Annotated in this window: 21 protein-coding genes; 9 read left to right on the forward strand and 12 right to left on the reverse strand. The window is 64.7% G+C overall.

The window, feature by feature from the left end; all coding sequences use genetic code 11:
• Nucleotides 1–82: 82 nt before the first annotated feature.
• From DWA33_RS03575 to DWA33_RS03620, 9 genes are all read right to left on the reverse strand, one after another.
• The gene (locus DWA33_RS03575; protein ID WP_114356721.1) at nucleotides 83–1,117 is read right to left on the reverse strand and encodes an amino acid ABC transporter substrate-binding protein; all 1,035 of its coding nucleotides are present in this window, start codon (nucleotides 1,115–1,117) and stop codon (nucleotides 83–85) included.
• A gap of 42 nt (nucleotides 1,118–1,159) precedes the next feature.
• Nucleotides 1,160–1,753: a L,D-transpeptidase gene (locus DWA33_RS03580; protein WP_425326997.1), complete on the reverse strand. Its 594-nt coding sequence runs from the start codon at nucleotides 1,751–1,753 to the stop codon at nucleotides 1,160–1,162.
• Nucleotides 1,754–1,792: 39 nt separating this feature from the next.
• Nucleotides 1,793–1,924, reverse strand: coding sequence for a DUF2474 domain-containing protein (locus DWA33_RS03585; protein ID WP_114356722.1), 132 nt, complete (start codon nucleotides 1,922–1,924; stop codon nucleotides 1,793–1,795).
• On the reverse strand, nucleotides 1,921–2,925 hold the full coding sequence (gene cydB / locus DWA33_RS03590; RefSeq protein WP_114356723.1) for a cytochrome d ubiquinol oxidase subunit II: 1,005 nt from the start codon (nucleotides 2,923–2,925) through the stop codon (nucleotides 1,921–1,923). Before cydB ends, DWA33_RS03585 begins: the two co-directional genes overlap by 4 nt.
• A 22-nt stretch (nucleotides 2,926–2,947) precedes the next feature.
• Nucleotides 2,948–4,354 carry a cytochrome ubiquinol oxidase subunit I gene (locus DWA33_RS03595; protein WP_114356724.1) on the reverse strand — a complete coding sequence of 469 codons (1,407 nt, stop codon included), beginning with the start codon at nucleotides 4,352–4,354 and terminating at the stop codon, nucleotides 2,948–2,950.
• A gap of 508 nt (nucleotides 4,355–4,862) precedes the next feature.
• Nucleotides 4,863–5,474: a sigma-70 family RNA polymerase sigma factor gene (locus tag DWA33_RS03605; RefSeq protein WP_114356726.1), complete on the reverse strand. Its 612-nt coding sequence runs from the start codon at nucleotides 5,472–5,474 to the stop codon at nucleotides 4,863–4,865.
• Between the two features lie 215 nt (nucleotides 5,475–5,689).
• A complete protein-coding gene (locus DWA33_RS03610) occupies nucleotides 5,690–6,430 on the reverse strand; it encodes a response regulator (protein ID WP_114356727.1) in 741 nt (246 codons plus the stop codon).
• A complete protein-coding gene (locus DWA33_RS03615) occupies nucleotides 6,427–8,166 on the reverse strand; it encodes an ATP-binding response regulator (protein WP_114356728.1) in 1,740 nt (579 codons plus the stop codon). The genes DWA33_RS03610 and DWA33_RS03615 overlap by 4 nt, the downstream gene beginning before the upstream one ends.
• Nucleotides 8,136–10,202, reverse strand: a complete 2,067-nt coding sequence (locus tag DWA33_RS03620) for a sensor histidine kinase (RefSeq protein WP_181902385.1) — start codon at nucleotides 10,200–10,202, stop codon at nucleotides 8,136–8,138. Before DWA33_RS03620 ends, DWA33_RS03615 begins: the two co-directional genes overlap by 31 nt.
• 215 nt (nucleotides 10,203–10,417) lie before the next feature.
• Here DWA33_RS03620 and ugpB point away from each other — a divergent pair, with 215 nt between their 5' ends.
• The gene (gene ugpB / locus DWA33_RS03625) at nucleotides 10,418–11,743 is read left to right on the forward strand and encodes a sn-glycerol-3-phosphate ABC transporter substrate-binding protein UgpB (protein WP_114356730.1); all 1,326 of its coding nucleotides are present in this window, start codon (nucleotides 10,418–10,420) and stop codon (nucleotides 11,741–11,743) included.
• 6 nt (nucleotides 11,744–11,749) lie between these two features.
• Here the strand turns inward: ugpB and DWA33_RS03630 are convergent, their stop codons facing one another.
• The 3 genes from DWA33_RS03630 to DWA33_RS03640 all read right to left on the reverse strand — a co-directional run bounded on the left by DWA33_RS03630 (nucleotide 11,750) and on the right by DWA33_RS03640 (nucleotide 14,809).
• Entirely contained in the window at nucleotides 11,750–12,667 is a 918-nt protein-coding gene (locus tag DWA33_RS03630) for a helix-turn-helix transcriptional regulator (RefSeq protein WP_114356834.1), read from the reverse strand.
• A gap of 216 nt (nucleotides 12,668–12,883) precedes the next feature.
• Nucleotides 12,884–13,690 (reverse strand): SDR family oxidoreductase, encoded by an 807-nt coding sequence (locus DWA33_RS03635; RefSeq protein WP_114356731.1) that lies wholly within the window; start codon nucleotides 13,688–13,690, stop codon nucleotides 12,884–12,886.
• 60 nt (nucleotides 13,691–13,750) lie between these two features.
• Nucleotides 13,751–14,809 (reverse strand): polysaccharide deacetylase family protein, encoded by a 1,059-nt coding sequence (locus DWA33_RS03640; protein WP_114356732.1) that lies wholly within the window; start codon nucleotides 14,807–14,809, stop codon nucleotides 13,751–13,753.
• A gap of 155 nt (nucleotides 14,810–14,964) precedes the next feature.
• Here DWA33_RS03640 and DWA33_RS03645 point away from each other — a divergent pair, with 155 nt between their 5' ends.
• From DWA33_RS03645 to pstB, 8 genes are all read left to right on the forward strand, one after another.
• Nucleotides 14,965–16,359, forward strand: a complete 1,395-nt coding sequence (locus tag DWA33_RS03645) for an OmpA family protein (RefSeq protein WP_114356733.1) — start codon at nucleotides 14,965–14,967, stop codon at nucleotides 16,357–16,359.
• A 3-nt stretch (nucleotides 16,360–16,362) separates the two neighbouring features.
• On the forward strand, nucleotides 16,363–16,659 hold the full coding sequence (locus tag DWA33_RS03650; protein ID WP_114356734.1) for a hypothetical protein: 297 nt from the start codon (nucleotides 16,363–16,365) through the stop codon (nucleotides 16,657–16,659).
• Nucleotides 16,660–16,909: 250 nt separating this feature from the next.
• Complete coding sequence (locus tag DWA33_RS03655; protein WP_114356835.1) at nucleotides 16,910–17,944, forward strand: putative bifunctional lysylphosphatidylglycerol flippase/synthetase; 1,035 nt, start codon at nucleotides 16,910–16,912, stop codon at nucleotides 17,942–17,944.
• A gap of 3 nt (nucleotides 17,945–17,947) precedes the next feature.
• Nucleotides 17,948–19,300: an ATP-binding protein gene (locus DWA33_RS03660; protein ID WP_114356735.1), complete on the forward strand. Its 1,353-nt coding sequence runs from the start codon at nucleotides 17,948–17,950 to the stop codon at nucleotides 19,298–19,300.
• 143 nt (nucleotides 19,301–19,443) lie between these two features.
• The gene (gene pstS, locus DWA33_RS03665; protein ID WP_114356736.1) at nucleotides 19,444–20,454 is read left to right on the forward strand and encodes a phosphate ABC transporter substrate-binding protein PstS; all 1,011 of its coding nucleotides are present in this window, start codon (nucleotides 19,444–19,446) and stop codon (nucleotides 20,452–20,454) included.
• A 219-nt stretch (nucleotides 20,455–20,673) separates the two neighbouring features.
• On the forward strand, nucleotides 20,674–21,675 hold the full coding sequence (gene pstC, locus DWA33_RS03670) for a phosphate ABC transporter permease subunit PstC (RefSeq protein ID WP_114356737.1): 1,002 nt from the start codon (nucleotides 20,674–20,676) through the stop codon (nucleotides 21,673–21,675).
• Between the two features lies 1 nt (nucleotide 21,676).
• Nucleotides 21,677–22,540, forward strand: a complete 864-nt coding sequence (gene pstA / locus DWA33_RS03675; protein ID WP_114356738.1) for a phosphate ABC transporter permease PstA — start codon at nucleotides 21,677–21,679, stop codon at nucleotides 22,538–22,540.
• A complete protein-coding gene (gene pstB, locus DWA33_RS03680; RefSeq protein WP_114356739.1) occupies nucleotides 22,537–23,361 on the forward strand; it encodes a phosphate ABC transporter ATP-binding protein PstB in 825 nt (274 codons plus the stop codon). Before pstA ends, pstB begins: the two co-directional genes overlap by 4 nt.
• The last annotated feature ends 20 nt before the right edge of the window (nucleotides 23,362–23,381 follow it).

Below are 23,381 nucleotides of genomic sequence, written 5' to 3' on the forward strand. Positions count from 1 at the left end.
CTCGAGTACTGGGTCGCCCGCCTGCGCGGGCGATGACGGTGGAGGGTGTCGAAGCGCCGACGAGACGGACTGACCGTCGTTCCTACCTGATCGGCGGGGCGTATTGGATGCCGCCGTTGCTCCAGAGCTGGTTGAGGCCGCGCGGGATGCCGAGCCTGCCGACGTTGCGGTCGTAGACCTCGCCGTAATTGCCGACGTGACGGACGATGCGGGCGGCCCAGTCCTTGGACAGGCCGAGATCCTCGCCGTAAGCGCCTTCTGTGCCGACCAGCCGCATCACGTCCGGCTTCTTCGACTTCATAGCCTCGTCGATGTTCTTCGAGGTGACGCCGAGCTCCTCGGCGTTGATCATCGCGTACAGCGTCCACTTCACGATCATCATCCAGTCGTCGTCGCGCTGCCGCACCACCGGCGCCAGCGGTTCCTTGGAGATGACGTCGGGCAGGATGACGTGGTCGCCGGCCGCGGCGAAGGTCTGGCGCAACGCGTAGAGCTGCGACACGTCGGCCGTGAAGGTGTCGCACTGGCCGTCCTTGTAGGCCTTCACCACGTCGTCGAATTTGTCGGACTTGACCTCTTGATACTTCATATTGTTGGCACGGAAGTAGTCGGCGAGGTTGAGCTGGGTGGTGGTGCCGTTCTGCACGCAGACCTTGCTGCCGTCGAGTTCGACCGCGCTGTCGATCTTGCGCGATGCCGGCACCATGAAGCCCTGGCCGTCGTAGTAGGCAACCGCCGGGAAATACAGCTCGTAGTTCGTCTCGCGCGACATGCTCCAGGTCGAGTTGCGCGACAGGATGTCGACCTTGCGGCTCTGCAATTCCTTGAACCGTTCATTGGCGTCGAGCGGCACGAATTTGACCTTGGTCGGATCGTCGAAGATCGCCGCCGCCACCGCGCGGCAGAAGTCGACGTCGAAGCCGGTCCAGTTGCCCTTGTCGTCCGGGGTGGCGAAACCTGGCAGACCCTTGTTGACGCCGCACAGCACCGCGTCGCGGCGGATGGTGCGCTTCAGCGTCTTGGTGTCGTAGCGCTCATAGGTGATCGCGGCGGCCGCGATTCCCGCCGCGACCACGAGCCCGAGGGCGAGCCCGGTCTGAAACGTCCGTTTGAACATGCTGAATCTTTCGCAATGAGAACAGTGGGCAGACGCGGTGCGCTACAGCTCGGGCTTCTGCCGGACCACCACCTTGGTGCCGACCGGGACGCGGTCGTACAGGTCCATCACGTCGGCGTTGACCAGCCGAAAGCAGCCGGACGAGATCGCGGTGCCGATGGTGTCGGGGCGGTTGGTGCCGTGGATGCGATACACCGTCGAGCCGAGATACATCGCGCGGGCGCCCATCGGATTGCCCGGGCCGCCGGCCATGAAGCGCGGCAGATAGGGCTGACGCTGGATCATCTCCGGCGGCGGCGTCCAGTCCGGCCATTCGGCTTTTCGCGAAATCTTCAGCAGCCCCTGCCACTGGAAGCCTTCGCGGCCGACCCCGATGCCGTAGCGCAGCGCGCGGTTGTTGCCCTGAACCAGATACAGGTAACGTTCCGAAGTCTGCACGATGATGGTGCCGGGCGCCTCCGTGCTGCGGTAATACACCATCTGCTTGCGCCATTCCGGCGGCAGCACGTAGCCGTCGTCTGCGATCAGCCCGGGCTCGTCGCCGACGTCGGGCTGTTGCGCGTAGCTCGGTACCGAGACGAACGTGATCAGGGCTGCCGCCGTGGCGAGCCGGCCGATCCAACGCGGCATTCTCATGAGACCCCCTTCGCGAAACACCGCCGGCTGTGTACCACGTCAGCCCGGCGCGATCCACAACCGCAGCAGCAGCGAGACCAGCGTCACGGTGCCGACGCCGGCCAGCCACAGCGCCACGAACCACAGCAGTCGTCGCGACACCGGGCCTCGAGGTTCAATCGGGCCGGTCAATGATAGCCGCTCTCCGGATCGACCTTGCCGCGAAACACCCAATAGGCCCACGCGGTGTAGGCGAGGATGATCGGCACCAGGATGGCGACACCGACCAGCATGAAGATCTGGCTGTTCTCCGGTGCCGCGGCCTGCCAGATGGTGATGCTGCGCGGTACCACATAGGGCCACAGGCTGATGCCGAGACCCGCATAGGACAGCGCGAACAGGCACAGCGTCAGCAAGAACGGCTGATAGTCGCGCTTCTGCGCCAGCGCCCGCAGCAGCAGTGCGGTGACGATGGCGACGGCGAGCGGCACCTGCGCGGTGGCGAGCACGTTCGGCCAAGCGAACCAGCGTTCCGAGTAATCGTAGCTGAGGAACGGCGTCGCGGCGCTGACGGCGATGATCGCCACGATCATGGCGGCCAGCAGCCAGCGGCTCAGCCGGTACGCGGTCTCGCGCAGATCTCCGGTGGTCTTCATCACCAGCCAGGTGGCGCCGAGCATCGCGTAGCCGATCACCAGCGCGACGCCGGTGAGCAGGCTGAACGGCGTCAACCAGTCCCACCACCCGCCCGCATAGGCGCGGCCTTCGACCGCGACGCCTTGCAGCAGCGCGCCGAGCGCGACGCCCTGTGCCAGCGTGGCGATCAACGAGCCCAGGAAGAAGGCCAGATCCCAGCGGTTGCGTTCGCGTTGGGTCCGCCAACGGAATTCGAACGCCACGCCGCGGAATACCAGGCCGAGCAGCATCGCGATGATCGGCGTGTACAGCGCCGGCATCAGCACCGCATAGGCCAGCGGAAACGCCGCGAACAGTCCGCCGCCGCCGAGCACCAGCCAGGTCTCGTTGCCGTCCCACACCGGGGCGACGCTGTTCATCACCACGTCGCGGTCGCGCTTGGTGCGAAACAACGGAAACAGGATGCCGAGGCCGAGATCGAACCCGTCCATCACAACATAGACGAACACCGCAAAGGCGATGATGAAGGCCCAGATCGTCGCGACGTCGTAAGCCATGGTCACAACCGAATCCTGCTGGTCAACTGAATCTGCGGGTGGCGATCGCCGGGGCCGGCGTGATGCCGGCGGCGCGTTCCGGCATATCGCCGCGCGGGCCCTCCTCGCCGTGGTGCGGAGGATGCGCCATCAATCGCAGGATGTAGACGGTGCCGGCGATGAACACCGCGAAGTACACCACGATGAAGGCGATCAGCGAGGACGCGACGGCTGGCGCGGCGAGCGGCGACACCGATTCGGTGGTGCGCAGCAGGCCGAATACCGTGAACGGCTGACGGCCGGTTTCGGTTGTGACCCAACCCGCCAGCACGGCGACGAAGCCGGCCGGGCCCATCGCCATCGCGAACCGATGCAGCGGTCGCGATTCGAACAGCCGACCGCGCCAGCGCAGCCACAGGCCGGACAGGCCGAGGCCGAGCATCAGGAAGCCGAGCGCGACCATCACCCGGAACGACCAGAAGGTGATCGGTACCGGCGGCCAGTCCTCTCGCGGCACGGTGTCGAGGCCGGCGAGCGGCGCATCGAGCGAGTGCTTCAGGATCAGCGACGACAGTTTGGGAATCTCGAGCGCATAGCGCACCACCGCGGCATCCTGGTCCGGCAGCCCGAACAGGATCAGCGGGGCACCGTCGGGATGGCTTTGGTAATGGCCTTCCATCGCCATCACCTTGGTGGGCTGGTGCTCCAGCGTGTTCAGGCCGTGCAGATCCCCGGCAAAGATCTGGATCGGTGCCACCACCGCGATCATCCACATCGCCATCGAGAACATCGTTCTGGCGCCGGGCTGCCGGGTGTTGCTCAACAGGTGATAGGCGCCGACCGCGCCGACCACCAGCGCAGTGGTGAGGTAGGCCGCCAGCACCATGTGCACCAAGCGGTAAGGAAACGACGGATTGAAGATCAGCGCGAACCAGTCGGTGGCGACGAATTGTCCGGCGTCGTTCATGGCGTAGCCGGCCGGCGTATGCATCCAGGAGTTCGCCGACAGAATCCAGAATGCCGACATCAGGGTGCCGATCGCCACCATCAGCGTGGCGAGGAAATGCAGCCGCGGTCCGACCAGCTTGAGGCCGAACAGCATCACGCCGAGAAATCCCGCCTCGAGGAAGAATGCGGTCAGCACCTCGTAGGCCATCAGCGGCCCGAGCACCGGGCCGGTCTTGTCGGAAAACACCGACCAGTTGGTGCCGAACTGGTAGGACATCACGATGCCGGACACCACGCCCATGCCGAACGCGATGGCGAAGATCTTCACCCAGTAGTTGAACAGATTGATGAAGACTTCGCGCTTGGTCCAAAGCCACAGCGCTTCCAGCACTGCGAGGAAGCTCGCAAGGCCGATGGAAAAGGCCGGGAAGATAATGTGAAACGAGACGGTGAAGGCGAACTGGAAGCGGGCCAGCACGACCGGATCAAGATTCTCGAGCATCCCACCGATCCGCAGATAGACGTGACGGGCGACGATGCGAACATCGTCGATCGAGATGTATCGCCGTACTGCTGCGAAGCCTAGACGGCGGCGGTTAACAATTCCGCGACGGCGACGGACTCAATCGGGGATCGCCCGGTTTGTTCCTGACGCGCCGTCAGCGCCTCCAATGAAGCGCCGCGGCACAGCAGCAGCTCGCAAAACGCGAAAACCCGGACGAGGGGGCATCTCGTCCGGGTCCCTTGGAGGCCTACGATGGGGTGTCGGAGGCTTTGGAGAATTCGCTGTTCGCAACCCGCGATGGCGGTAGCTGCGTCGATGGAGATCACCCTATCAGGCCGATCTTTCCGTTCGATGTCGCCGATCGTTTCAATTGTTTCATTCCACGATCCCGCACCGCCTTGGCGAATATAGTGACCCCCACATCGTGGCGCGAGAGCGGCGAACAAGAACCGCTCCAAATTGCGAGCGTGCGACTAAGCGGCGCGGATCGGCGCCGCATGCGGCATCAGGCCGCGAGGCTTTCGACGCCGTGACGCTTCAGCAGCTCGGCAAGCTGCTTGCGGGCGTAGAACATCCGGGTCTTCACCGTGCTCTGCGGAATGCCGACGATCCGCCCGACCTCTTCGACCGACTTCTCATGATAGTAAACGAGGTTGATGATCTCGCGATGGGCGGGCGACAGTTTCGCGATGCAGGTGCGCAGGATGTCGCTGGTGCGGCTTCGGTCGAGCGCGGTCTCGGGTGAATCCGAGCCGTCGGCGATCTCCAGCACGTCGTCCTGGTCGATGTCTTCGTGCTGGCGTTGGCGCAGCGCGGTCAGCGCCTTGAAGCGGGCGATCGACAGCAGCCAGGTCGAAACCTGGGCGCGGCCTTCGAACTGCCGGGCGGTGCGCCAGACATCGAGGAAGACCTGACTGACGAGATCTTCGGCGGTCGCGGCGTCGCGCACCATGCGCAGAATGAAGCGATACACCCGCACATTGTGCCGGGCATACAGGGTGTGCATGGCAGTCCGGTCACCGCCCGCGATGCTGGCGAGCAGCATTTCATCGCTCGTGGCTCTGGCGGCTTGGATGCCCAGGCGGCCGGCCTCGTTGAGCGCAATGACGTTCTGCATGACAAGCTCCCTTCGTGCCGCGCTCCCCCGCGGCGTGTTGGGAGAACTACTAGCCAGCTACCGTTTCAGGAGGTCTGCGCCGGTGCAGAAAATGGTTTCGTGACATCCCTGGATTGTTTCGTCGGCACCGCGGCGACGAAACAATCGGCATGGAAAGACCTATGAAGTCGGGGGGGGGGCAAGGGGCGGCGACGGTCGCAGGCCGATTGTGAGGCTCAGGGACGCTCGCTGGCGGGCGAGAACAGATAGCCGCCACCGCGGATTGTCCGGATCACGGCCGGTTTGGTCGGGTCGGGCTCGATCTTGCGACGGATCCGCATGATCCGCAGATCTACCGCGCGGTCGAACGCTTCGGCATCGCGGGCGTTTGCCAGTTCCAGCAGCCGTTCGCGCGACAGTACCCGCTTCGGATTCGCGGCGAACACCTTGAGCAGGCCGAATTCCGAAGCGGTCAGCGGATGCTCATTGCCGTCGTCGTCGCGCAGCGCCTGAGCTTCGAGGTCGAGCCATTTGGTACCGAACCGGACCAATTGTGCCGTGTCGGCCTTGGTGGCGCTCGCGGCTTCCGCCGCCGCCGGCTTCGGCGGCGCCGAGCGGCGCAGCACCGAGCGGATCCGCGCCATCAATTCGCGGAGCTCGCACGGCTTGGCGATGTAATCGTCGGCGCCGAGTTCGAGGCCGACGACCCGGTCGATCGGGCTTGCGGTCGCGGTCAGCATGATCACCGGCACGTTCGACTTGGCCTTCAGGTCGCGGATGATCGACAGCCCGTCTTCTTCCGGCATGTTGAGGTCCAGCACCACCAGATCCGGCAGCTTGGTCTCGATTTCGGCGCGCAGGCTCTTGCCGCCGTCGCACAAAGTGACGGCGAAGCCGTGCATCTTCAGATAATCGCCGACCATCTCGCGGGCCGGAGCTTCGTCGTCGACGACGATGATGTGCGGATTCTGGCTCATGAGACCGTCGCTGCGGGCAGGGTGATGGTGAAGGTCGAGCCTTGGCCTGGGCCGGGGCTGGCCGCGGTGACGTGGCCCCCGTGCATGTCGACGATCTTCTTGACGATCGACAGCCCGAGCCCGGTCGAACTCTCGCCGGCGGTCGGCTTGGCGGAGAGCCGCTGAAATCGACCGAACAGTCGGGCGAGATCCTCCGGTGACAGGCCGGCGCCCTCGTCGGTGACGCGGATCACGGTGGTGTCGCCGTCGCCGTCGACCTGCAGCGCGATGTTACCTCCGATCGGGCTGTATTTAATGGCGTTGCTGAGCAGATTGTCGATCGCCTCGCGCATCCGGTCGGAATCGCACATCGTGGCGCAGGCGTCCGGTGTCGACACAGAAATCACCTGTTGCTTGTTCTGCGCCATCGGGCGGTTGGCTTCCGCCACCTCGCCGACCAGCGCGGCGATATCGACCGGCTCGCGCCGGATCGAGATGTCGAACGCGTCGGCCATGGCGTCCGAGATCAAATGGTCGACCATCAGCGTCAGCCGCCGGGTCGCGTCTCGGATATGGTCGACCTGGGCGATGACATTATCCTTGGGGGCTTCGGCGCTGATCAGTTCCGTCAGCATCTCGGTGCGCCCGAGGATGACCCCGAGCGGGTTCTTCAGGTCGTGAGCGACGGTGCCGAGGATTTCGTTCTTGAAGGCATTGGCGCGCTGCAGCCGCAGCCATTGCGTCGAGAGCCGGCGATTGGCCTGGGTCAGCGCCCGCGTACGCTGCGCCACCCGCTCCTCGAGCTGGGTATTGGCTTCGTGCAACTGCCGGTACAGGATGACGTTGTCGAACGCGATGGATAGCCGACTGCCGAAGATCTCGACCAGCGAACGATCGGTGTCGGACAGCTCGCGCTCGGCCTGCAGCAGAACCACCACTTCACGGCCACTGCCGGTGCGGATGTAGAGCACGGTGCGGTGGTCGGCGAATTCGTGCTTGCGGCGGCGAAACGCCTCCTCGACCATTTGGCGCAAATCCGGATCGAGCGAGCCGCTTTGGCCGGGGGTGCCGATGAAGCGGCTGTAGCAGCCGGAGCCGGCCAGTACGGCCAGCTCCTCGCCGGAATCGCGCAACACTAAAATACCAGCGCAATCGACATTGAGCAGCGAGGCGAGCTGGGTCAGCACGCCCTCGGCGAGCCGCTGCATCGACTTGAAATCGTATAATGTCGAAGCGGCATCGATGATAATTTCGAGGCCGCGCCGGGTCTGCACCATACGTTCGAGCTGCTGGTAGCTGCGCAGCGCCGCGGTCAGCGAGGTGAACAGCTTGTCGGCTGTCAGCTCGGTCTTGGCCTTGTAGTCGTTGATGTCGTAATCGACGATGACGCGGCGCTCCGGAGCTTGGCCGGGCTGGCCGGTGCGCAGGATGATGCGGACGGTCTCGTTCCTCAGTTCGTTGCGGATGAATTCCACCAGATCGAGTCCGGCGGCATCGGTCTCCATGATCACATCGAGCAGCACTGCGGCGATGTCCGGGTTGCCCCGCATCAGCTCGCGGCCTTCGGCGCCGGAGTAGGCCGACAGAATTTCCAGTCCCTGGCCGTTGAGGCTGTAATCGCTCAGCGCGAAGCGGGTGCCTTCGTGGACCGCGATGTCGTCGTCGATCACCGCGATCTTCCATTTCCGTGCGCCCGATACCTCCGGCGTCGAATCGCTGTCTTCGATCAGCTCGAGGATATCGTCCTGGTCGGCCATTGCAGGTTTCCGTCGATGGGCGGGGCGGCGGGTGCCGTGCCGCCGGTGGCGGTTTTCGGCATGATAATGCGAAAAGTCGTGCCTTGTCCTAGTCTTGATTCCAGCATCATCCGGCCGCCGAGCTGCTGTGTCACCAGATTGTAAACGATGTGCAGGCCCAGACCGGTGCCGCCCTCGTTGCGACGGGTGGTGAAGAAGGGATCGAACGCTTGGCGCTGAACATCCGACGTCATGCCGGCACCGTCGTCGGCGAAGATGATCTCGACGTCGTCAGTGCCCCGCGGACGTGCCGTAATGCTGATCGTTCCGGCCCGGTTGTCGGGGAAGGCGTGATTGGCGGCGTTCAGGAACAGGTTGGTCAGGATCTGTCCGTAGGCACCGGGATAGCCGTCGATCACCAGACTCTCCGGCACGTCGATGTCGAGCCGGATCGGAGCCCGCTTCAGCACCGGCTTCAGACTGGCGACAATCTGGTCGGTCGCTTCGTGGAGGTTGAACTGCCGGCGTTCGGCGTGCGACCGGTCGACCGCCACCTGCTTGAAGGATTGGATCAGTTCGGCGGCCCGCTGCAGATTGGAGACCAGCTGCTGCGCGGCGTCTCGCGTCGAGCGGACGAACTCGTCGAGCTGGGAGCGCCGCAGCGGAGCGTCTGCTTTGAGGTCGGCCTCGAACGAGGTCGCCCGCCGCGCAAAACTCGATGCCACCGTCAGGCTGATGCCGATCGGATTGTTGACCTCGTGGGCGACGCCGGCAACCAGACTGCCCAGCGCGGCCAGCCGTTCGGCATCGATCAAATTCTGCTGCGCGGTCTTCAGCTCGAGCAGCGCGCTCTCTGCCTTTTCCTTCGATGCGCGCAGATCGTCCTCGGCTTTGCGCTTGTCGATGGCGTTCTCGCGGAACACCTCGACGGCACGTGCCATGGCGCCGATCTCGTCCTTGGCCTCGGTCCCGGCGACCCGGCGATCGTAGTTGCCGGAGGTGATGGCGTGCATCGCGGCCAGGATCTGCTGCAGCGGCAGGCGGATGCTGAGCGCGATGATGATGCCGGCCGTGATGATGATTCCGAGGAAGATCATCGCGATCGACAGCACCTTGCGCGAGATGCCGGTGAGGGTGCGGTCGAACGTTTCCTGCGCTTTCTGCTCGCGCTGGCGCATCTTCACCGACAGCGCATCGATCGCCGCAATCGTGGCGGCCTGGCTGGCGTCGATCGAGTTGCGCAACAGGTCGCTGCGCTTGGCGAGCTGATCGGTCAGTTCCTGCAGGCCGTCGCGCAGCGCCGCGGTGCGGAGCTTCAGCTTGTCGAGCGCCATCCTTTGCAGGTCGTTGTCGGCGAAATCCATCATCACCGGGATCGTGCGTTCGATCGTCTCGGTGTTCTGCTGGGCGTCTTCAGCGGCCTGTTGCGACAGCGACAGGTAGTAGGAATTCGCCGCGACCAGCATCGCGGTGAATGCTTCGCGGGCGCGGCCGAGCGGCGGCAGGATCAGCGCGTCGCGTTGCCCGGTGGCTCCGGCGATCACCGCGAACAGGGCGGCGATGTCGCGTGCCGGAGCCTGGACCTGGTTTTCGTAAGTCGCCTTGATTGTGGTCTGCAGGGCGCGCAGATCGCCGAACCCGCCGAGAAAACGCTCGGTGGCGCGCTCCAGCTCTTCCACCGAACCCGACAGCATCGGGTCGGTCGATGCGCGATTGGTGAGCGTCCCGAGCACGGCCTCGCGGAGCAGCAGGATCTCGGCGAACAGTTCGGGGCTGGGCTGGTTGATGTAGCGATGGATCAGGTTCTGCAGCCGACCGGTCTCGCTTTCCAGCAGCGCCAGGATCTGGTCGGACTCCCGCACCTGACGAACGTCGTCCCAGGCGGTGCGCAGCACGCGCGTTCCGCTCCAGATCAAGCTGACCAGTACCAGCACGACCAGCGAATTCAGCGCCGCGATCGACAGAATGCGCCACCGGATCGGCACAGCCCGCACCAGACCGACAAGGCCAGTGCGGCCACGTCTGTCGGGCCGCGGCTCTCTGTCCGGAGGCTGCAAGTGTGTCGGATTCAATTCAGACGACCTGGCATCGATGAACCGTCCATCATCGACCGCCGGCAGCTTTTTGCCGCGCCGGCGTGCGGGACCTCGGCTTGGCTGGACAGCGGCAAGTTCAATCCCATAAAGTTGCACCAATCGCTGGGACCGGAGAAGTCCCGCCAAGCTAGCAGATCAGCCCAGGCGATGGCTATCGGGAGTGAGCGTGTCGGACGATGGCCGAAATCATGGGCAGACTTGCGCTGATCGCCGTGGCTGCGCTGGCTTGGGGTGCCGGCGCCATTCCGGCCATCGCGGCGACCGACATCGCCTGGTGGCACGCGATGTCCGGCGAGCTCGGGCGGCAGCTCGACAAATTGGCCTCGGACTTCAACGCCTCGCAATCCGAATATCGCGTGGTGCCGACCTACAAGGGCAACTACACCCAGACGGTCACTGCTGCGATCTTCGCATTCCGCTCCTCGAGCCAGCCGGCGATCGTGCAGGTCAACGAGATCGCCACCGCGACGATGATGGCGGCCAAAGGGGCGGTCTATCCGGTCTACGAACTGATGCGCGACGAGAAGGAGGCGTTTTCGCCGGCGGACTACCTGCCGGCGGTGACCGGATATTACACCGATCTGTCCGGCAATATGCTGTCGTTTCCGTTCAATGCTTCGACGCCGATTCTATATTATAACAAGACATTGTTCCGCCGCGCCGGGCTCGATCCGGAGTCGCCCCCGACGACTTGGCCCGATGTCGGAACCATGGCGAAGCGGCTGCTCGACGCCGGAGTCGTCTGCGGCTTCACCACAGCGTGGCCGTCTTGGGTCAACGTCGAGAACTTCTCCGCCTACCACAATCTTGCGTTGGCGACCCGATCGAATGGCCTCGGCGGCCTCGATGCCGAGCTGGTGTTCAACAACCCGGTGGTGGTGCGCCACGTCGCCCAGTTGGCGGATTGGCAGAAGACGATGATCTACGACTATAGCGGCCGCGCTACCGCCGCCGAGCCGCGCTTCCAGCGGGGTGAATGCGGGATCTTCATCGGATCGTCGGCGACCCGCGCCGACATTGTCACCAACGCTCAGTTCGAGGTCGGCTACGGCCGGCTGCCGTATTGGCCGGACATTTCCGGCGCACCGCAGAACACCATGATCGGCGGCGCCACGCTCTGGGTGCTGCGCGGCCGACCGGAAGCCGAGTACAAGGGCGTCGCCAAGTTCTTCGCCTATCTGTCGAAGCCGGAGATCCAGGCGGCCTGGCACCAGCACACCGGCTATCTGCCGATCACCAAGGCCGCCTACGATCTCTCCCGCGCGCAGGGCTTCTACGATCGCAATCCAGGTACCGCCATTTCGATCGAACAGATCACGCTGAAGCCGCCGACCGAACACTCGCGCGGACTGCGGCTCGGTTCGTTCGTGCTGATCCGAGCGGCGATCGAGGATGAGTTCGAGCAGGCGATTCGGGGCGACAAGCCGGCCAAGGCGGCGCTGGATGCGGCGGTCGAGCGCGGCAACAAGCTGCTGCGGCAGTTCGAACGCACCAAGCCGTAACGGCGCTTACGGCGCCTCCTCGCGCAGGCCGAAGGCGCCGGCCTCCCGGCTCAACACCGGTGCCACCATCGCGACAAGTCTCCGCGCGGCGGCATCGACCGACAGCCCGGCCGTATCGAGCACGCCTGCGGCACGGGCATAAAGCGGCTCGCGGCTCTGCAGGATGGTGCGCAGCTCCTGCATCGCGGCGCGATCGTCGGCCATCGGTCGTAGGTCGCCCTGGCCACGCACCCGGGCCATGTGCTCCTCCGGCTCGGCCTTCAGCCAGATCGTGTAGAAAGATTTCAGGATCTGATCGAAGGTGATCGGTTCGGAGACGATCCCGCCGCCGGTCGCCAGCACGACGGGCGCCCCGCGAGCCAACAGCCGCGTCAGCGCCGTCTGCTCCATGCGGCGGAAGCCCTCTTGTCCGTACAGCGCGATGATTTCGGACACCGACAGGCCGTTCTGGCGTTCGATCTCGCGGTTGAGCTCGACGAAACTCCAGCCGATGCTGTCGGCGAGCATCTTGCCGAGGGTTGACTTGCCGGCGCCGCGCAGGCCGATCAGCGCGATACCGTGAAACGTGGCTTCGCGCCTGGCGCCGTCGCCGGGCGAGCCGAGGCCTGCCAGCACGTCCTTGGCGTAGGCGATCTGCACCGGCGTGGCACGCCGCACCAGGTCGCGGATCACCGGCCAGTCGGCCGACGTTTCCTGGGACGGCAGCAGATCCTCCAGCGGAGTCGCCAGCGCTCCGGAGATCCGCCGCAGCAGCATGATCGACACATTGCCCTTGCCGCTTTCCAATTGCGCGATGTAGCGCTCCGAAATGCCGGACACCTTGGCCAGTACCTTGCGCGACATGCCACGCCGTCCGCGCATGGTGCGGACATGTTGGCCGAGGTCGAGCAGAAAGCCTGCGTCGGTATCGTCTGGCTCGGCCATGTCGGTCCGTTTCGCGATGCGGGGAATGATAGTGCCGGTGGCAGGCGGCAGCAATCGAACGGATGCCGTTCGATGCATTATAGTTCAAGGCAAATCTCGCCAGCGGGGACACGGCGCCGCGGATCGCGCCCGCGCTCGACGGCGCGGGGATGCGGCGCAGGGGCATCGGGCTTGGTCCGTCTCCCGCCGTCTCGGCGGGCGACGAACCCGAAGCGGTTACGCCCAGCCGTCACCCTTGATGCCGGGGTTGGCGAAAGCGACGCCGCCATCGACCGTCACGGTCGATCCGACCACGTAGTCGCCGGCCCGGGAGGCGAGAAACACCGCTGCTCCCGCCATGTCCTCGTCGGTGCCGATCCGGCCGGCCGGCACGCGCTTGGCGACCGCATCGGCTTCGTCCCGCGCGGCCTTGTTCATGTCGGAGGCGAACGGCCCCGGCGCGATCGCAGTGACGACGATGTGGTCCTTGATCAGCCGCACCGCCATCCGCCGGGTGAGATGGATCAGCCCGGCCTTCGACGCAGCGTAAGGATAGGTCTCGAGCGGATTGACGAAGATGCCGTCGATCGAGGCGATGTTGATCACCTTGCCGGGCTGCTCGGCGCTCGCGGCGGCGCGAAGCTGCGGCGCCAGTGCCTTGGTGAGGAAGAACGGCGTCTTGACGTTGAGGTCCATCACCTTGTCCCAGCCGCTTTCCGGGAATTCGTCGAAATCGGCCGCCCAGGCGGCGCCGGCATTGTTGACCAGGATGTCGAGCTTGTCTTCGCGTCGCTTGAACTCGGCAGCCAGCATCTCGATGCCCGCCATCGTCGAGATGTCGATCGGCAGCGCGATGCACTCGCCGGGATAAATCTCGGTGAGTTCGTCGGCGGTGGCCTGGCAGGCCGCAGCTTTGCGCGCGGTGATGTAAACCCGCGTCGCGCCGTAGGCGAGAAAGCCCGCTGCGATCATCTTGCCGATGCCGCGCGAGCCGCCGGTGATCAAGGCGACGCGGCCTTGCAGCGAGAACAGATCCTTGAACATGACGCCTCCCTCGGGTGTTTGGCGCCTGTTTGCGGTCGAAGGCAGGGGCGAGTCAAGGAATCACGCCGCCGCGACCCGGCGGAAGCCGTTCCACATCGCGGTTGCAGCACCCGACGTCAGCACCGGCAGCAGCCGGTCGTCTTGGTAGTGGCCGTTGAGCGAGACCCGTGGCAACGCAGTGAGATGCTCGGCGCATTCGGCGAACATCATGCCGGGGCGCGTGGTCACAGCCGTTTTGAAGCCGGCGGCGGCGGCAAGCGCGAACTCACGCGCGCCCGCCGAGGCTTTGTCCCCATAGGGATAGGCGAGATGCTCGACCGGGCGCTGCAACTCGTCCTGGATGCGGCCGCGGCTACCGGTCAGTTCGTGCGCGGCAACCGTCTCGCTCTGCCGGGCGAGCAGACAGTGGCTGATGCTGTGCGCGCCGATCGTCACCAGCGGGTGCCCCGCGAAGCTGCGAAGCTCGTCCCAAGACAGGCAGAGTTCACGCGCGACCGCGGTCTCGTCCACGCCGTAATGATTGCAAAGCGCAGTCATCGCCGCGGCCAGGTCGTCGGCACCGGGCAGGCTGCGCAGCAGATCGTGCAAGCGATCGAAGGCCGCCTGTTTGGCCTCGGGAGTGGCGGTGTCGAGGCACAGTTCGTTGCCGCCGATCGTGACCTCCAGCCGGCTTCGGGCGGCGATCAGCCGTTCCAGCGTCACCCACCACAGCCCGCCGGTACCCTCGGCGAAGTCGCTCGCCACGAACACCGTGAACGGCGCGTCGAACTCCTCGAACACCGGGAGCGCGAAATCGCGGTTGTCACGATAGCCGTCGTCCAGCGTGATGCAGGCGAAGCGCCGGCTGAAATCGCGCGTGCGCAATCGCCGATACAGCTCGTCCATCGGAACGAGATCGATCCCGAGCTCCCGCAAATGCTTCAACGTCGCCCGCAGGAAGTCAGGCGTGACCTCGAGGTGGCGATTGGGTTGGAACGAATCGTCCCGGGACGGCCGCACATTGTGCAGCATGAAAATCGTCCCGATGCCGGAGAAGATCGGGCGCAGCACGCGATGCGCGCCCGTGTAATAAAGGGCTTCCAGCCCGGCGCGGATCATATTGTGGCGGAAATGTTTCATCGAATTGCGGTTACTCGATTTCTACACAATGCTAGGCGTTGACGGTTGAAGAAACGGTTATGGGAAGCGCAACTTTGGTTGCTGTTTCTCGCAATTGCGTTTGACAGCCCGACAACGGTTTGATTTCTCTCTGCTTCTGATCCACGGGAAGCGGAATGCGCGGACTCTACAGCTCCAGCGGTAAATGGTGGCCCGGCGCCATTCCGCTGGCTATCCTTTGGGCCGTCGCCGCTTGGACGACGATGCCTGCCGTGGAAGCCGAACTCGGCGCGCGCGCTGCGGCCGCGCTCAAGGACACCGTGCTCGACAAGACCAGGATCACTGCAGCGGGCCGCGACATCACGCTGGCCGCCGAAGCGTTCTCCGAGGAGGGGCGCCGTGCCGCGGTGTCGGCGGTCGAAGCTGTGCCGGGCCTGCGTCTGGTCAACGATCGTACCAGGCTGGTCCCGGAAGCCTCTCCTTACGTGTGGTCGATCGAGCGCGATGTCGTCCGGGTGACGCTCACGGGAAGCGCACCGCTACCGGCGAGCCGCTCGCGGCTGGTTGAAGGCGCGCGGGCCGCGGTCAACGGCGTCGAGGTGGCCGACCGGATGACGCTGGCGCGCGGCGCTCCGCCGCGGTTCGACGCTGCGGCGATGCTGCTGATCGACCAGATCGGCAAGCTCAAACAGGGCAGGATCTCCCTCACCGGCACCCAGGTCGCCCTGAAGGGCATGGCCAAGGATCTCGGCGGCCGCGAGGCGATCGCCGCGGCTCTGCGGAATCTGCCCGACGGCTACTCGATCGGCGACAACGACATTGAAGCGCCGCCTTATGTGTTCCGTGCCTATAAGGATCCGGTTGCCGGCCAGGTGACGCTCGATGGCTATGTGCCCGACAATGCCGTGCATGCCGCAGTCGCCGCGGCTGCCGGCCGCAAATTCTTCGGTGAAAAGGTGGTCGACAACCTCAAGGCCAGTGTCGGTGCACCGAAGGGCTTTCTGGAGGCCGCGGGACCGGCGCTCGGGGCGTTGTCGCGGCTCTCGACCGGTACCTTGGTGCTGTCCGACCGCGAGGTGCATCTCTCGGGAGATGCGTTGTACGATGCCGCCGCCAACCAGATCCGCGGCAGTCTCAACAAGGACCTGCCACAGGGGTGGACGGTGAAGGCGGACCTGTCGGTCAAGCCGCCGGCGGCGCCGGTGGATGCCACCGTTTGCCAGCAGCTGTTCAACGGCCTGCTGGCCAAGGGCACGGTGCAGTTCGACTCTGCCAGCGCGACGATCGACAAGGACTCAGCGAGCCTGCTCGATCGGCTGATCGAGACTGCGATGCGCTGTCCCAACGCCAAGATCGAAGTCGCCGGTCACACCGACAGCGACGGCGATGACGGGTTCAATCAGTCGCTTTCGGAAAAACGTGCCCGCGAAGTGGTCGATCATATGGTTCGCGCCGGTCTGCCGCCGGAGCGGTTCCAAGCGTTCGGCTATGGCAGCAAAATCCCGGTGGCCGGCAATGATTCCGATACCGGAAAGGCGAAGAACCGCCGTATCGATTTCGTGGTCAGGTGACGCATGGTGGCTTTGGCGGATTTCTTCTGGGGTTGGCTGGTCGGATCGCTGCTGCTCGGTTTTGCGGTGGGATGGATTTCGGTGGTGCATCGCGGCCCGGTCCTGTCGAGGAACGCGGCGATGGGCCTTGGTGGGCTGGCGGCTGTTCTGGTCGGGCTGTCGCTCGCCCGGTTGGTTCCCGGCCGGGCCGGCTACTGGCTCGACCTTTTCCTCGCCCTGCTCGGCGCCTATTTGATCGGGTGTGCAGTCGGGTCGTGGGTTCGGTTCTGGGTCGTGGCGCGTCAGTCGCAGCAGCCCTGATCAGTGGGCACATGATGGGCAACCAGCGCTGCGACGATAGGTCCCGCGCTGCAGCGAAACGCCCATGACGGCGAAGCTGCGGCCGTGCGGCTGAAGCGGAATTGAAGCGTCGAAAGCGACCTTCGGGCTTCGACTGAATTCCACTCCGGCACAAAACACGCTACCAACGACGGGTCGCCCTCCGAACTGCGGCGACGGGCGCTTGGACACCAAGGTTTTCGCTGGCGGCGGAAGGGGATTCGAGGTCTCGATGCGGATCGCAATACGCAGGACGATCGCAGTTCTGCGCGAGAAGCAAATCCTGCACAAACTCGGTGTTGCGATCAGCATCGCGGTCATCGCGGCCGCCTGCTACGTTCTGTATCATATTCTTCGCGGGATCGACATCGACCGGGTGCTCGACGCGATGAGCCAGACCGAGCCGATGGCGATCGCACTGGCGGCGCTGTTCGTCGCGGCCGGCTATTTCACTTTGACGTTTTACGATCTGTTCGCGGTCCGTGCGATCGGCCGCGACCACGTGCCGTATCGGGTCAATGCGCTGGCCGCGTTCACCAGCTATTCGATCGGACACAACGTCGGTGCCAGCGCCCTGACCGGCGGCGCGGTCCGCTACCGGATCTATTCCGCCTGGGGGCTGGATGCGATCGACGTCGCCAAGGTGTGTTTTCTCGCCGGCCTGACCTTCTGGCTCGGCAATGCCGCGGTGCTCGGCCTCGGCGTCGCCTATCATCCCGAGGCCGCGTCCGCGGTCGATCAGCTGCCGCCGGCGGTCAATCGTGTGCTTGCGCTGCTGATCCTCGCCGGCTTGCTGGTTTATGTCATTTGGGTGTCGGTCCGGCCGCGCTGCGTCGGACGCGGCAGCTGGACGGTGACGCTGCCGGGCGGCAAGCTGACGCTGCTGCAGATCGCGATCGGCATCGTCGATCTCGGCTTCTGCGCGCTGGCGATGTACGTGCTGACGCCGGCCGAGCCCCATGTCGGTTTCGTCGTGGTGGCGGTGATCTTCGTGTCGGCGACGCTGCTCGGCTTCGCCAGTCACTCGCCCGGCGGGCTCGGTGTGTTCGACGCTGCGATGCTGGTCGGGCTGTGGCAGATGGACAAGGAAGAACTGCTCGCCGGCATGCTGCTGTTCCGCCTGCTGTACTACATCGTGCCGTTCGTGATATCGGTCGTAGTGCTTGCGGTCCGGGAGATCGTGCTCGGCGCGCGGCTGAAACGGGTTCGTCCGTTGGCCGAAGCGCTGGAGCCGAAACCGGTGCGCGGAGACCCCTCACCAGGTTGAGCCATGAGCACCGCCCCCGCGCCCGACGAGCAAGCCCGCCCCGGCCGTGATCTCATGCTTGCGGCGCCGACCTCGCCGGGGTCGCTGTTGATGCATTGGTCCGACCGACTTCGTCATGCTGCGATCATCCTGCTGGCCGCCGGATTGGCGCTCACCGGGCTGGTGGTGTTCGCCGAACTGGCGATCGGCCCGGCAATCGCCGCATTCGCCTGCCTGGTCGCCGCGGCGCTGGTGCCGTGGCGGCTGCACGACGGCTCCCGAGCGCTGGACGACACCCTGGGGGTGAGTCCGGTCGAGATGCCGGTGGTGCGCGCCATCGTCGGCGGCATGCCCGATCCGGCCGTGCTGCTCGATCGCGCCGGGCGCGTGATTCATCTCAATGCCGCCGCGGCACAGCTCGCGCCTGCGCTGCGGGTGCGCGAACTGGCGCAGTTCGCGCTACGCAGCCCGGAGATTGTCACCGCACTGCGCGAGGCGATCGCGACCTCGGAGCCGCGCCGCGTCACCTATCTGGATCACGGCTCGATCGAACGCTGGCTCGAACTGATCATTGCGCCGGTGCCGGTCCCGACGGCGTTCGGCGGCAGCGATCAATGCATGCTGATGACGTTCCACGACCAGACTCCGCTGCGCCGGGTCGAGGAGATGCGCGCCGACTTCGTCGCCAACGCCAGCCACGAATTGCGCACGCCGCTCGCCGCACTGTCCGGCTTCATCGATACGCTGCAGGGACAGGCCCGTGACGATCCGAAAGCGCGTGAGCGGTTCCTCGGCATCATGCATGCCCAGGCGACGCGGATGGCGCGGCTGATCGACGACCTGCTGTCGCTGTCGCGGGTCGAACTCAGCGCGCATGTTCGTCCCGACGTGATGATCGATCTGAAGCCGCTGATCAAACAGGTTACGGACGGGCTGGAGCCGCTGGCGAGGGAGCGCCAGGTGGTGATCGAACTCGATCTGCCCGAAGAGGCCGCGACGATCGCGGGCGACCGCGAAGAACTGCTGCGGCTGATCGAGAACCTGATCGAGAATGCTCTCAAATACGGCGCTTCTGGCGGACGGGTGATGGTCTCGGTGGTCGCTTCGATCTCCGGAGATGGCGTGCCGGAATATCGCTTCGCAGTGCGCGACTTCGGTCCCGGCATCGCGCCGGAGCATCTGCCCCGGTTGACCGAAAGGTTCTACCGCGTCGATGTCGGCGACAGCCGCTCGCAGGGCGGTACTGGGTTAGGATTATCGTTGGTTAAACATATTGTTAACCGTCACCGAGGCCGTCTTTTGATCGAAAGCGTACTCAAGAAAGGTGCGACCTTCACCGTCTTTTTCCCTCGGGGAAACCCCTCAGGCGCTGCCTGATTTTCAAATGATTACAATGGGTTGAGGTAGTCACATGACTGTCATCAAACCCTCATAAAAGGTCAATCGACCGCCCGTAGACGGGGCGGGGTAAGCGCAGTCGGGCGCGCTGAGCGCTTCGCTTACAGATGGAGACCTCACCCATGAATTTCATCAAGTCCATCGTCGCGGCCGGTCTGGTTGCGGCGTCGACGTCGGCCTTTGCTGCCGACATCACCGGCGCGGGCGCCACCTTCCCCTACCCGGTGTATTCGAAGTGGGCCGACGCCTATAAGAAGGAAACCGGCAACGGTCTGAACTACCAGTCGATCGGTTCCGGCGCCGGCATCAAGCAGATCATCGCCAAGACCGTGACCTTCGGCGCGACCGACGCGCCGCTGAAGCCCGAGCAGCTCGACAAGGAAGGCCTCGCGCAGTGGCCGATGGTGATGGGCGCCATCGTTCCGGTGGTCAATCTCGAGGGCGTCAAGCCGGGTGAGATGGTGTTCGACGGTCCGACCCTTGCCAAGATCTATCTCGGTGAGATCAAGGCTTGGAACGATCCGGCGATCGCCAAGCTCAATCCGAAGCTGAAGCTGCCGAGCGATGCGATCACCGTGGTTCGCCGTTCGGACGGTTCGGGCACCACCTTCAACTTCACCGACTATCTCTCCAAGGTGAGCGCCGACTGGAAGTCCAAGGTCGGGTCGGGCACCGCGGTGGAATGGCCGGTCGGCGTCGGCGCCAAGGGCAATGAAGGCGTCGCCGGCAACGTCGGTCAGACCAAGAATTCGATCGGCTACGTCGAATACGCCTACGCCAAGCAGAACAAGCTGACCTATACGGGTCTGGTCAACAGCGCCGGCAAGGCCGTTCAGCCGACCATCGCCGCGTTCCAGGCAGCGGCGGCGAATGCCGACTGGGCCAACGCCAAGGGTTACTACCTGATCCTGACCAACCAGCCGGGCGAGACGTCGTGGCCGATCACCGCCGCGACCTTCATCCTGATGCACAAGGAGCCGGTCGACAAGGCTGCCTCGTCGGAAGCCATCAAGTTCTTCAAGTGGGCGTTCGAGAAGGGCGACAAGATGGCCGAAGAGCTCGACTACATCCCGATGCCGGCTTCCGTGGTCAAGCAGATCGAGAAGACCTGGTCGTCCGAGATCAAGAGCTGATCGATCTTCGGCGCGGTCCCCGATCGGGGCCGCGCCGAACGACTTCACCGAGCTTGAGCCGCGGTCCGATGACATCGGCGGCCCAGCTCGGTGGGTAGTATCCGTAGCTACCCGGCGCGTCTGCTGCGACGGCTTCGCGCATCAACGGATGAGCTCGACGTCCCCCAGGCTGTGCGGCTCGTTCTTTCGTAAACCTGCAGCGGCACAAGGAGAAATGGCGTGGCCGACATGGCGGTTGAGGGCACAGGGTTGGACGTGGCGGCCGACTCCTTCGACCGAGCCAAGGCGCTGAGCGCCTTCAAGCTCGGCGACAAGACCTTCTATTGGACGACGCGAGCCTGCGCGATTTCCGTGCTGCTGATCCTCGGTGGGATCATCATTTCGCTGATCGTCGGCGCCTGGCCGGCAATTAAGGAGTTCGGTGGTTCCTTCCTCACCACGGCGCGCTGGGCACCGGCCAACGATCCGCCGATTCTTGGTGCCCTCGGCCCGATCTACGGCACCCTGGTGACGTCTTTGATCGCGATGGTGATCGCCATTCCGGTCGGTCTCGGAATTGCAATCTTCCTCACCGAGCTGTGCCCGATGTGGCTGCGCCGCCCGATCGGGCTGGCGATCGAGCTTCTCGCAGGCATTCCGTCGATCATCTACGGCATGTGGGGTTTCTTCGTGCTCGGTCCGTTCCTGGCCAACCACTTCCAGCCGGCGATGATCGCGCTGTTCGAAGGTGTGCCGGTGCTGGGCGACATTTTTGCCGGGCCGCCTTCCTATCTCAGCCTGTTCAACGCTTCGCTGATCCTGGCCATCATGGTGCTGCCGTTCATCACAGCGATCTCGGTCGACGTGTTCAAGACCGTGCCGCCAGTGCTGAAGGAAGCCGCCTACGGCGTCGGCTGCACCACCTGGGAGGTCGTCCGGAGCGTGGTGATTCCCTACACCCGGGTCGGCGTGATCGGCGGCGTGATGCTGGCTCTGGGCCGCGCGCTCGGCGAGACCATGGCCGTCACCTTCATCATCGGCAATTCGTTTCGGATCACCGGCTCGATCTTCTCGCCCGGCACGACGATTTCGGCGGCGATCGCCTCGGAGTTTGCCGAAAGCGACGGCCTGCATCAATCGGGACTTATCCTGCTGGGTCTGCTGCTGTTCATTCTGACCTTCATCGTGCTGGCGGCCGCGCGGCTGCTGTTGCTGCGGCTCGAACTCAAGGCGGGCAAGTAAGATGTCGCCGATCCATCTCGAAAACCCGATCTACAAGCACCGTCACCGCAGCGATCTGGTGATCAAGGTGCTGTGCTCGGCCGCGGCGCTGTTCGGCGTCACCTGGCTGGCGCTGATCCTGTTCACGCTGTTCTGGAACGGCCTTGCCGGGATCGATCTCGGCGTATTCACCAAGAACACTCCGCCGCCCGGCTCGACCGACGGCGGTCTGCTCAACGCCATCGTCGGCTCGGTGATCATGACGCTACTCGGCGTCGGGATCGGTGCGCCGCTCGGCCTGTTCGCCGGCACCTACCTGGCCGAATACGGCAAGTACGACAAGCTGACCTCGGTGATCCGCTTCATCAACGACATCCTGCTCAGCGCGCCGTCGATCATCATCGGCCTGTTCATCTACGGTGCGGTGGTGGTGACGATGGGCCGGTTCTCGGCACTGGCGGGCGCGCTGGCGCTGGCGGTGATCGTGATCCCGGTGGTGGTTCGCACCACCGAGGACATGCTACTGCTGGTTCCGAGTTCGCTCCGCGAAGCGGCTTCGGCGCTCGGCCTGCCGCGCTCTCTGGTGATCCGCCGCATCGCCTATCGGGCGGCCCGCGCCGGTCTGATCACCGGCATTCTGCTCGCCACCGCCCGCGTCGCCGGCGAGACCGCGCCGCTGCTGTTCACCGCGCTGAGCAACCAGTTCTTCAGCCTCGACCTCACTCGCACGATGGCGAACCTGCCGGTCACCATCAACAACTTCGTTCAGAGCCCCTACGACTACTGGAAGCAGCTCGCCTGGACCGGCGCGCTGTTGATCACCCTGACCGTTCTCGCCCTCAACATCGGCGCGCGTATCATCGGCGCGGAGAGGACCCCGAAATGACCGAGATCTCTATCGCGACCAATGTCCCTTCTGCGGCGATGCCGGCGATCGGCGCACAGTCGGACGGTCCGCCCAAGGTGACCGTGCGGGATCTGAACTTCTACTACGGTCAGAACCACGCGCTGAAGCACATCAACCTCGCGCTCGCCACCAATCGGGTGACGGCCTTCATCGGTCCGTCCGGCTGCGGCAAGTCGACTTTGCTGCGGATCTTCAACCGGATGTACGACCTGTATCCGGGGCAGCGCGCCGAGGGCCAGGTGCTGCTCGACAACTCCAACATCCTCGATCCCAAGCTCGACCTCAATCTGCTGCGGGCGCGGGTCGGCATGGTGTTCCAGAAGCCGACGCCGTTTCCGATGACGATCTACGACAACATCGCCTTCGGCGTGCGCCTGTACGAAAAGATCTCCAAGTCGGAGATGGACGGGCGGGTCGAGAAGGCGTTGCGTGGCGCCGCCTTGTGGAACGAGGTCAAGGACAAGCTCAACGCCTCCGGCCTCAGCCTGTCCGGCGGTCAGCAGCAGCGGTTGTGCATCGCCCGCACGATCGCGGTGCGGCCGGAAGTGATCCTGTTCGACGAACCGTGCTCGGCGCTCGATCCGATCTCCACCGCGAAGATCGAGGAGCTGATCGACGAACTGAAGGAACAGTATACGATCGCCATCGTCACCCACAACATGCAGCAGGCGGCGCGCGTTTCGGAATCGACCGCCTTCATGTATCTCGGCGAGCTGATCGAGTTCGGTCCGACCAACAAGATTTTCACCTCGCCGAGCGATCGGCGCACCCAGGACTATATCACCGGCCGGTTCGGCTGACGCGCTACGGGCGAGGAGAA

This window comes from Rhodopseudomonas pentothenatexigens (assembly GCF_900218015.1).
In the GTDB taxonomy this organism is placed as follows: Bacteria; Pseudomonadota; Alphaproteobacteria; order Rhizobiales; family Xanthobacteraceae; genus Rhodopseudomonas; species Rhodopseudomonas pentothenatexigens.

Coding starts and splice junctions, on each gene's coding strand:
- DWA33_RS03575 (WP_114356721.1), bottom strand. CDS start 1,117: ATGTTCAAACGGACGTTTCAGACCGGGCTCGCCCTCGGGCTCGTGGTC.
- DWA33_RS03580 (WP_425326997.1), bottom strand. CDS start 1,753: ATGAGAATGCCGCGTTGGATCGGCCGGCTCGCCACGGCGGCAGCCCTG.
- cydB (WP_114356723.1), bottom strand. CDS start 2,925: ATGGCTTACGACGTCGCGACGATCTGGGCCTTCATCATCGCCTTTGCG.
- DWA33_RS03595 (WP_114356724.1), bottom strand. CDS start 4,354: ATGCTCGAGAATCTTGATCCGGTCGTGCTGGCCCGCTTCCAGTTCGCC.
- DWA33_RS03605 (WP_114356726.1), bottom strand. CDS start 5,474: ATGCAGAACGTCATTGCGCTCAACGAGGCCGGCCGCCTGGGCATCCAA.
- DWA33_RS03610 (WP_114356727.1), bottom strand. CDS start 6,430: ATGAGCCAGAATCCGCACATCATCGTCGTCGACGACGAAGCTCCGGCC.
- DWA33_RS03615 (WP_114356728.1), bottom strand. CDS start 8,166: ATGGCCGACCAGGACGATATCCTCGAGCTGATCGAAGACAGCGATTCG.
- ugpB (WP_114356730.1), top strand. CDS start 10,418: ATGGCCGAAATCATGGGCAGACTTGCGCTGATCGCCGTGGCTGCGCTG.
- DWA33_RS03630 (WP_114356834.1), bottom strand. CDS start 12,667: ATGGCCGAGCCAGACGATACCGACGCAGGCTTTCTGCTCGACCTCGGC.
- DWA33_RS03635 (WP_114356731.1), bottom strand. CDS start 13,690: ATGTTCAAGGATCTGTTCTCGCTGCAAGGCCGCGTCGCCTTGATCACC.
- DWA33_RS03640 (WP_114356732.1), bottom strand. CDS start 14,809: ATGAAACATTTCCGCCACAATATGATCCGCGCCGGGCTGGAAGCCCTT.
- DWA33_RS03645 (WP_114356733.1), top strand. CDS start 14,965: ATGCGCGGACTCTACAGCTCCAGCGGTAAATGGTGGCCCGGCGCCATT.
- DWA33_RS03650 (WP_114356734.1), top strand. CDS start 16,363: ATGGTGGCTTTGGCGGATTTCTTCTGGGGTTGGCTGGTCGGATCGCTG.
- DWA33_RS03655 (WP_114356835.1), top strand. CDS start 16,910: ATGCGGATCGCAATACGCAGGACGATCGCAGTTCTGCGCGAGAAGCAA.
- DWA33_RS03660 (WP_114356735.1), top strand. CDS start 17,948: ATGAGCACCGCCCCCGCGCCCGACGAGCAAGCCCGCCCCGGCCGTGAT.
- pstS (WP_114356736.1), top strand. CDS start 19,444: ATGAATTTCATCAAGTCCATCGTCGCGGCCGGTCTGGTTGCGGCGTCG.
- pstA (WP_114356738.1), top strand. CDS start 21,677: ATGTCGCCGATCCATCTCGAAAACCCGATCTACAAGCACCGTCACCGC.
- pstB (WP_114356739.1), top strand. CDS start 22,537: ATGACCGAGATCTCTATCGCGACCAATGTCCCTTCTGCGGCGATGCCG.